6 protein-coding genes are annotated in these 8232 nt (G+C 68.8%); 5 read left to right on the top strand and 1 reads right to left on the bottom strand.

From position 1 onward, the window contains the following. Positions 1-1385, bottom strand: a 1385-nt coding sequence (locus ABIS05_RS15670; RefSeq protein ID WP_348012328.1) for a diguanylate cyclase domain-containing protein, incomplete at its 3' end; no start/stop codon positions are given. A 102-nt stretch (positions 1386-1487) separates the two neighbouring features. Here ABIS05_RS15670 and ABIS05_RS15665 point away from each other — a divergent pair. From ABIS05_RS15665 to ABIS05_RS15645, 5 genes are all read left to right on the top strand, one after another. Further along, positions 1488-1841 (top strand): HU family DNA-binding protein, encoded by a 354-nt coding sequence (locus ABIS05_RS15665; protein ID WP_348012327.1) that lies wholly within the window; start codon positions 1488-1490, stop codon positions 1839-1841. Positions 1842-1851: 10 nt separating this feature from the next. Next, positions 1852-2889, top strand: coding sequence for a LacI family DNA-binding transcriptional regulator (locus ABIS05_RS15660; protein WP_348012326.1), 1038 nt, complete (start codon positions 1852-1854; stop codon positions 2887-2889). Positions 2890-3159: 270 nt separating this feature from the next. Further along, entirely contained in the window at positions 3160-4518 is a 1359-nt protein-coding gene (locus tag ABIS05_RS15655) for a GH1 family beta-glucosidase (protein ID WP_348012325.1), read from the top strand. Between the two features lie 281 nt (positions 4519-4799). Next, the gene (locus ABIS05_RS15650) at positions 4800-6095 is read left to right on the top strand and encodes a DUF3391 domain-containing protein (protein WP_348012324.1); all 1296 of its coding nucleotides are present in this window, start codon (positions 4800-4802) and stop codon (positions 6093-6095) included. 53 nt (positions 6096-6148) lie between these two features. Then, a complete protein-coding gene (locus ABIS05_RS15645; protein WP_348012323.1) occupies positions 6149-8230 on the top strand; it encodes an EAL domain-containing protein in 2082 nt (693 codons plus the stop codon). Positions 8231-8232: the final 2 nt, after the last annotated feature.

Below are 8232 nucleotides of genomic sequence, written 5' to 3'. Positions count from 1 at the left end.
TTCCAGCGCAGCAGCGCCTCAGCCTTGCGCGGCTCGGCGTCCAGGCCGTGCAGCGCCAGGATGGGTTGATAGACCAGGCTGAACTGGTTCAGCCGCAGCGCCTCGCGCAGCTCGGTGGCCAGCCGCGTGCGGCGCTGCGCGGCGTCGTGCAGTGCCGGCGTGAACATGGCCATGCGGTTGCGCCCGGCGCCCTTGGCTTCGTACAGCGCCAGGTCGGCGTGCTTGAACAGCGATTCGATCTCCAGCCCGTCGCGCGGCGCCAGGCTCACGCCGATGCTGGCCGACACATAGACCCGCTCACCCGCCACGTCGAAAGCGTCGGACAGCGCCTCCAGCAGCGCGTGGCCTACGCGCTCGGCCTCCGGCGCCGCCTGGGCCGAGGCGAGCAACACGGTGAACTCATCCCCGCCCATACGCGCCACGACGCCAGAGTTCGCGCTGCCTGCCGGCATGCAGCCCTGCAGCCGCGCCGCCACCTGCACCAGCAGCTCGTCGCCCACGTCGTGGCCCAGCGAGTCGTTGACCTCCTTGAAATGATCCAGGTCGACGAACATCACCGCCAGCTCTTCGCCGCGCACGGCGCGTTGGGCCAATGCGCGCTCGATGCGCTCGCGCAGGGAGCGGCGGTTGGGCAGCCCGGTCAGCGTGTCGATGCGAGCCTGCTGCCACACCAGCGCCTCCTGGCGCTTGCGGTCGGTGATGTCCGTGTGCGTGCCCACCATGCGCAGTGGCTTGGCCGCAGCGTCCCGTGCAATCACCATGCCGCGGCTCAGCACCCACTTCCAGGTGCCGTCCTTGGCCAGCACGCGGTGCTCATTGCGATAGACCGCCGTGCGGCCGGCGAAGTGGTCCTCGCGATCCCGGGCCATTTGCGCCAGGTCGTCCGGATGCGTGCGCGCATCGAAGGCTGCGGGCGTTGCTTCCACGTCGCCGGGCTCGAAGCCGTAGAGGCGCAAATAGCGGTCAGAGAAGTACTCCGTGCCTTGCTGCACATGCCAGTCCCAGACGCCGTCGCCGCTGGACTCCAGCGCCAGCTTCCAGATGGCATCGGCCTCGTTCAGCCGGTTCTCGGCCGCGCGCCGCGCCGCGATGTCGGTGTGCGTGCCCAGCCACAGCGGCGAATCCGGCATGCGCTGGGCCTGGGCCAGCACCCAGGCGTGGCCCAGGCGGTACTCCATCTCGAAGCGGCCCGTGGCCTGGGCCGCAGTCCAGGCTGTGGAGAAGGCGGCGCGGTCGTCGTCGTGCAGGAAGTTGGCCAGCGGCGTGGGCAGCGCGGGGCGGTTCAAAGCCTCGGCCAGGCGCGCGTTCATCCACAGCAGACGACCCTGCGCGTCAGCCTTCCAGACTTGTTGCGGCAGGGCATCCAGGAGCGAGGCAAAGTGCACGGGCGGCGGCATTGGCGATGAACACTGGGATCTGCCTCGACTGTATGCGCCACAATCCCGCCCGCCCGAGCCGTTCGGGCGCGTTTTGAACGAGACCCCCGCATGAACAAGACCGATCTGATCGAACACCTGGCCGCCAAGCACGAACTGAGCAAGGCCGAAGCCGGTCGCATCCTCGAAACCCTGCTGGACGCCGTCGTCACCACCGTCAAAAAGGGTGGCGCCGTGTCGATCCCGGGCTTCGGTTCCTTCAAGCAGCACGCCCGTGCCGCCCGCAACGGCGTGAACCCCAGCACCGGCGCCAAGATCAAGATCGCTGCCGCCAAGCTGCCCAAGTTCACCGCTGGCGCTGGCTTCAAGGCTGCTGTCGATCCCAAGGCTGCTGCAAAGAAGGCCGCTGCAAAGCCCGCCGCCAAGACCGCTGCCAAGCCGGCTGCCAAGGCCAAGAAGAAGTAAGACCGCTGCTGTGAGTGCGCGCGGTTCGAATCCCACCATCGTCGATGTTGCTCGCGAGGCGGGCGTCTCGATCAAGACCGTGTCGCGCGTGCTCAACCACGAGCCCGGTGTGCATGAGAGCACCCGGGACGCGGTGCTCAAGGTGGTGGAGGCGCTGCGCTACCGGCCCAAGCAGTCGGCTCGCAGCCTCGCAGGCGGCCGGTCCTTCCTGATCGGCCTGCTCTATTACGACCCCAGCGCCGCCTTCGTGGGCAGCGTGCAGCAGGGCGCCACGGTGCGCTGCCGCGAGCTCGGCTATCACCTGGTGGTCGAGTCACTTCATAACGATGCGCCCGACCTGCGCCAGCAGATCGACCGCATGGTCATGGCGCTGCGGCCCGACGGCATGATCCTGACGCCGCCGCTGTGCGACAACCCCGAGGTGCTCGCCGCGCTGCGCGAGAGCGGCACGCCCTGCGTGCTGATGTCCCCGGAGCGCGACATCCACGGCGTGCCGTCGGTGCGCATCGACGATGTGCACGCGGCCGAGGAGATCACGAACCTGCTACTCAGCCTCGGCCACCGGCGCATTGCCTTCATCAAGGGACCGTCCGACCAATCGGCCAGCGCGGCGCGCTACGAAGGTTTTGCGACTGCGCTGCGTGCGCATGACCTGGAGCCCGACCCGGAGCTGATCCAGCCCGGCAGCTTCACGTTTGCCAGCGGTCGCGACGCCGCCCACAAGCTGCTGAGCGGCCGCCAGCGCCCGACCGCCGTGTTTGCCAGCAATGACGACATGGCCCTGGGCGTGCTCGCCGCCGCGCATCGATTGGGCCTGAACGTGCCCAACGATCTGTCGGTGGTGGGCTTCGATGACTCGGCCGCCGCAGCCCTCGTGTGGCCGCCGCTGACGACCGTGCGCCAGCCGGTCGCCGAGATGGCGCGCGCGGCGGTGGAGATGCTCGTCATCGGCAACCGGGCCGACCAGTCGGCGCCCGTGGACGAGCGTGATCGGCACATGGTGCTGGCACACGAACTCGTCGTGCGCGACTCCACCCGAGCCCGCTGACCTCCCGCGCACTTGCGCGCCGAGGGTAGCGGCACCGCCGCTGGCCTCCGAGTCGAGAAATTGTTCATTCCTCGAAAGACACCGCTGTCATTTCGTATTGACAGCGTTGTCAACCATCGGGGATGATCTTTTTTGCTGGTTCTCGGATCCAGCGCATGGCGCCGTCGTGGTGCCGGCTTTGCAGATGTTTGACCGGGGTGCGCTGAGCCTGCGCCGATTCACGTCACCTCCATCCGTTCCGGCCCCGGCAGCCCCTGGCCCTTCCGCACCATGACTCTTTTTGATCCCGCTCGCCTCGACCCCACCGCGCTCGCCCAATCCTTCCCGCCCGATTTCCTCTGGGGTGTGGCCACCAGCGCCGCGCAGATCGAGGGCGCCGGCGCCGAAGACGGCAAGGGCCCGTCCATCTGGGACCATTTCTGCCGCCAGCCGGGCCGCATCAACGACGCCTCCAACATCGACGTCGCCTGCGACCACTACCACCGCTACCGCGAAGATGTGGCGCTGATGAAGAGCCTGGGCCTGGACTGCTACCGCTTCAGCCTGTCGTGGCCGCGCGTGCAGCCGCTGGGCCAGGGCGCCTGGAACGAAGCCGGCTTTGACTTCTACGACCGCCTCATCGACGAACTGCTGCAGGCCGGCCTGCAGCCCCACGCCACGCTCTACCACTGGGACCTGCCCCAGGCGCTGGACGAGGCCTTTGGCGGCTGGCTGTCGCGCGACGTCGTCGCCCGCTTTGCCGACTACGCTGCCGAGACCGCCCGCCGCTTCGGTGACCGCCTGGCCAGCATCGCCACGCACAACGAACCCTGGTGCACGGCCACGCTGGGCTATGAGACCGCCCAGTTCGCGCCCGGCCACAAGAGCCGCGCCGAGAGCCTGCAGGTGGCCCACCACCTGATGCTGTCGCACGGCGACGCGGTCACGGCGATGCGTGCCGAGACCAAGACCCAGCTCGGCATCGTCCTCAACCACACGCCGTCCTTCCCGGCCACGCCCTGCGAAGCCGACCGCCGCGCCGCCCGCATCGATGACGGCCTGAACGTGCGCTGGTACATGGACCCGATCTTCCGCGGTGCCTACCCGCAGGACGCGATCGACCATGTCGGCGCCGACGCGCCCAAGGTCGAAGCCGGCGACCTGGAGCGCATTCGCCAGCCGCTGGACTTCCTCGGCATCAACTTCTACACGCGCGGCCTGTTCGGCGCCGATGGCAAGACCGTCACGGGCCCGGGCAAGCTCGGCTTCACCGACATGGGCTGGGAGATCGTGCCCGAGGTCTTCGCCCAGCACCTGGTGCGCTTGGCCCGCGAGTACAACCCGCCGCCGATGCTCATCACCGAGAACGGCATGGCCAACGCCGACCGCGTTGTCGACGGCCGTGTGCCCGACAAGGAGCGCATCGCCTACTTCTCGGCCCATCTGCAGGCACTGTCCGTGGCCATGAGCCTGGGTGCCGATGTGCGTGGCTATTTCTACTGGAGCCTGCTCGACAACTTCGAGTGGAACTCCGGCTACGACAAGCGCTTCGGCCTCATCCATGTCGACTACGAAACGCTCGCGCGCTTGCCCAAGGACAGCGCCCACTGGTATCGCGAGTTGATCGCGCAGCACCACGCGCGGCGCTGACCGCCCGCCCGACCTGCCGGAACGCCAACCCGGGAGCGACTCTTGCGCACCGCCCGGGCGCCAGGTCATGCATTCCTTCGCGTTTGCACCGACAAAGCCACGGGAATTCGGTCACGATCAGGCGCTAAGCTCCGCCATGTGCCGCTCCCGGGAAATTTTCCCAGTACGGATGGGGCGCAAATCAAACGATTTGACGTATAGCAGGAGGCTGGCTCAGGTTCCTCGGCAGCGGTGCCGAAATCTGAGTCATGTCGAGGGGCGCCCGGGCGCGGGTTGAGTGAATGCAGGATAGATCAAACGATCCGCTGATCGACGTCAGCCAATTGACCGTAGGAATGTTCATCCACCTGGACCTGGGCTGGATGTCGCATCCGTTTCCGCTGTCGAGCTTCAAGATCGCTTCCAGCGATCAACTGGTGATCCTGCGCCGGCTCGGCCTGACGCAGGTGCGCTGGAGCCCCGCCAAGAGCGACCTGTCCTTGCCGCCCACGCCCGACGCCGCTGTGGCCGCCGGCGAGGAAACGGCGGCGGCGCAGGCCCCGGCCAACGAACCCAGTCCGGAAGACCTGGCTCGCGAAGCCCATCGCCGTGCGCTCGCTGCCCAGCGCGAAGCCCTGCGCCTGTGCGAGGCCCAGTACGGCGAAGCCGCCGATGGTTTCCGCAGCGTCATGGAGATCGTGCAGACCGACCCGCACCAGGCACGGGCCGAGGCCGAGAGCCTCACCGCCGCCCTGCTCGACAAGATGCTGGTCGAGGGCGATCTCAATATGCGCCTCCTGAACGAGGCCGCCGGCGACCGCAGCACCGCGCACGCGCTCAACGTCTGCATCATTGCCCTGCTGCTCGGCCGCGCCTTCGGCCTGGGCCGCGACGAGATGATGGACCTCGGTGTGGGCTCGCTGCTGCACGACGTCGGCAAGCTCGAGGTTGCCGCCCGCCTGCGCCACCGCGACGAGAGCTTCACTGCGGCCGAGACCCAGGCCTACCAGCAGCACGTCGCCAAAGGCGTGGCCATCGCGCAGACCATGGGCCTGTCGCCCGCGCCGCTGCTCATCATTGCCCAGCACCACGAGCATGCCGACGGCAGCGGCTTCCCGCAGCGCATCAACATGGACCGCATGAGCACCGGCGCGCGCATCGTCGCGCTGGTCAACCGCTTCGATGGCCTGTGCAACCCACTCATCACGTCCAAGGCCATGACACCGCACGAGGCGCTGTCGCTGATGTTTGCGCAGGGCCGCAACCGTTTCGACGCAACGATGCTGAACGCCTTCATCCGCATGATGGGCGTCTACCCGCCGGGCTCCACCGTGCAGCTGACCGATGACCGCTACGCCCTTGTCGTGTCGGTCAATTCGGCGCGGCCACTCAAGCCCCGCGTCATGGTCCACGACATCAAGATCGTCAAGGAAGAGGCGCTCATCCTCAACCTCGAAGAGATGCCCGACCTCGGCATCCGCCGTAGCCTCAAGCCCCAGTTCCTGCCGCGTGCGTCGCTGGACTACCTCAGCCCGCGGGCGCGCATCGCCTACTTCTTCGACGCCGTCAGCACAGGGCCAGGGGAGCTAGCCGCGTGAATGGCAGCGGCGAGGCGAACTCGGCTCTGCCTCGCGTCTTCGAGGTGCCGTCCGTGATCAGCGCGCTGCTCGAAGGTCTCCCCGAACCCGCCTGGCTCGTCGACGGCGAGAGCCTCACCGTCAGCGTCGTCAACCGCGCCGCGCTGCGCCTGCTCGGCCTCAAGCCCGAGCGTGCACTCGGCCAGCAGCCAGCGGCGCTGTGCGGCTCGCTGGAGGACGAAGCCTTCTGGCAGGGCGCCGCGCGCGACCCCTTCGCCCGCATCCGCTCCGACACCGTGCTGACCCACAGCGACGGCCAGCCGCGCTGGGTCAGCCGCTCCATCAGCCCCATCCATACGCCCGAGGGCGAGCGCTACTGGCTGGTGCTGCTGCACGACCAGACGCGTCGTCGCCGCGCCGAAGCCGAGCGCGAGACGCTGCTGGCCGAGTTGCGCGCCACACTCGAATCCACCGCCGACGGCATCCTCGTCGTCGACCTCTCCGGCCGCGTGCGCAGCTTCAACCGCCGCTTCGCCAAGCTCTGGGGCCTGCCCGGCGGCCTGCTGCACGAGCCCGGCGACGCCGGCCTGTGGCTGAGCCTGCAGCGCGTCATGCGCGACGGCGAGCAGTACCGGCTGCGCATCGAGTCCCTGCTGGACGCGCCGCTGATGCGCTCCAGCGACGTGCTGCGCCTAGCCGACGGCCGCGTGCTCGAGCAGGTCTCGCTGCCGCAGATGAGCCGTGGCGAGCCCATTGGGCGGGTTTTCTCCTTCCGCGACCTCAGCGAGAAGCTCGCCGCCCACCAGCGCATCGAGGAGCTCGGCCGCTCCGACGCGCTGACCGGCGCGCCCAACCGCCGCGCGCTGTCCGACCGCATCGTGCAGCAGATGGCTGCCGCGCCCGCCGGCGAGCCGTCGCCCGCCTTCGCGCTGCTGCACCTCGACCTGGACCGCTTCAAACAGATCAACGACACCCTCGGCCACAGCTACGGCGACCGCGTGCTGCGAGAGGTTGTCGAGCGGCTGCGTGGCGCGGTGGGTGCCAACGACACGCTGGCCCGCCTGGGCGGCGACGAATTCGCCCTGCTGGTCGACGGCGCGCAGATGTTCGAGGCCGAGGCTGCCGCGCGCCGTGTGCAGCAGGTGCTGGCCCAGCCGTTCAGCTTCGACACGCTCAGCTTCACGGTCACCGGCAGCTGCGGGATCGCCCTGTACCCCAGCGACGGCAGCACGCCGGATGAACTGCTGGCCTGCGCCGAGCGCGCCATGCACTGGGTCAAGGAAAGCGGCCGCGCGGGCTTCCGCTTCCATGTGCCACGCAAGGAAGTCGACCTGCTCTCGCGCATGCGCCTGGACCACGACATGCGCCAGGCCCTCGCGGAAGGGCGCTTCCGCCTGCACTATCAGCCGCAGGTCGAACTGGGCAGTGACCGCGTCATCGGCGCCGAGGCCCTGATCCGCTGGCGCGACCCGCAGCGCGGCGACATCTCGCCGGCTGAATTCATCCCGCTGGCCGAAGAGAGCGGCTTCGTCATCGCCATCGGTGAGTGGGTGCTGCGCGAGGCCGTCGAGCAGGCCGCCCACTGGCTGAGCCGCGGCCTGCGCATGCCGGTGGCCGTCAACGTGTCGGCGCTGCAATTCCAGCAGGCCCACTTCGTCGACAGCGTCGCCGCCGCGCTGCGCGACGCCGCCCTGCCGGCCAGCATGCTGGAGCTGGAGCTGACCGAAGGCGTGCTGCTCGGCGACGCCGACGAAAACCTCAAACGCATGCAGGCGCTGGCGGCCCTCGGCGTCACCCTGTCCATCGACGACTTCGGCACCGGCTATTCGTCGCTGGGCTATCTCAAGCGCTTCCCCATCCAGCGCCTCAAGATCGACCGCAGCTTCGTGCAGGGCCTGCCGGGCGACCCGAGCGACGTCGGCATCGCCAACGCCATCGTGCAGATGGGCCGGGCGCTCGGCCTGCAGGTCATCGCCGAGGGCGTCGAGACCGAGGCGCAACGCGATTTTCTTGCCCAGGCCGGCTGCCATGAATTCCAGGGCTATCTCTTCGCGCCCGCGCTGCGACCAGAGGAATTCGAGCAGCGCGTGCGCCCGCGCCGCCATGTGGTCGACGCCGCAGTGTCCGGCTGGCTCGGCCTTGCCAGCACCGGCTGAGC

Source organism: Roseateles sp. (assembly GCF_039929605.1).
Lineage (GTDB): Bacteria > Pseudomonadota > Gammaproteobacteria > Burkholderiales > Burkholderiaceae_C > Pelomonas.
This window is presented reverse-complemented; position numbering and strand designations above follow the sequence as displayed.

Bases quoted from the DNA above. Each gene is read 5' to 3' on its own strand.
- ABIS05_RS15665 (WP_348012327.1), top strand. From the start codon at position 1,488: ATGAACAAGACCGATCTGATCGAACACCTGGCCGCCAAGCACGAACTG.
- ABIS05_RS15655 (WP_348012325.1), top strand. From the start codon at position 3,160: ATGACTCTTTTTGATCCCGCTCGCCTCGACCCCACCGCGCTCGCCCAA.
- ABIS05_RS15650 (WP_348012324.1), top strand. From the start codon at position 4,800: ATGCAGGATAGATCAAACGATCCGCTGATCGACGTCAGCCAATTGACC.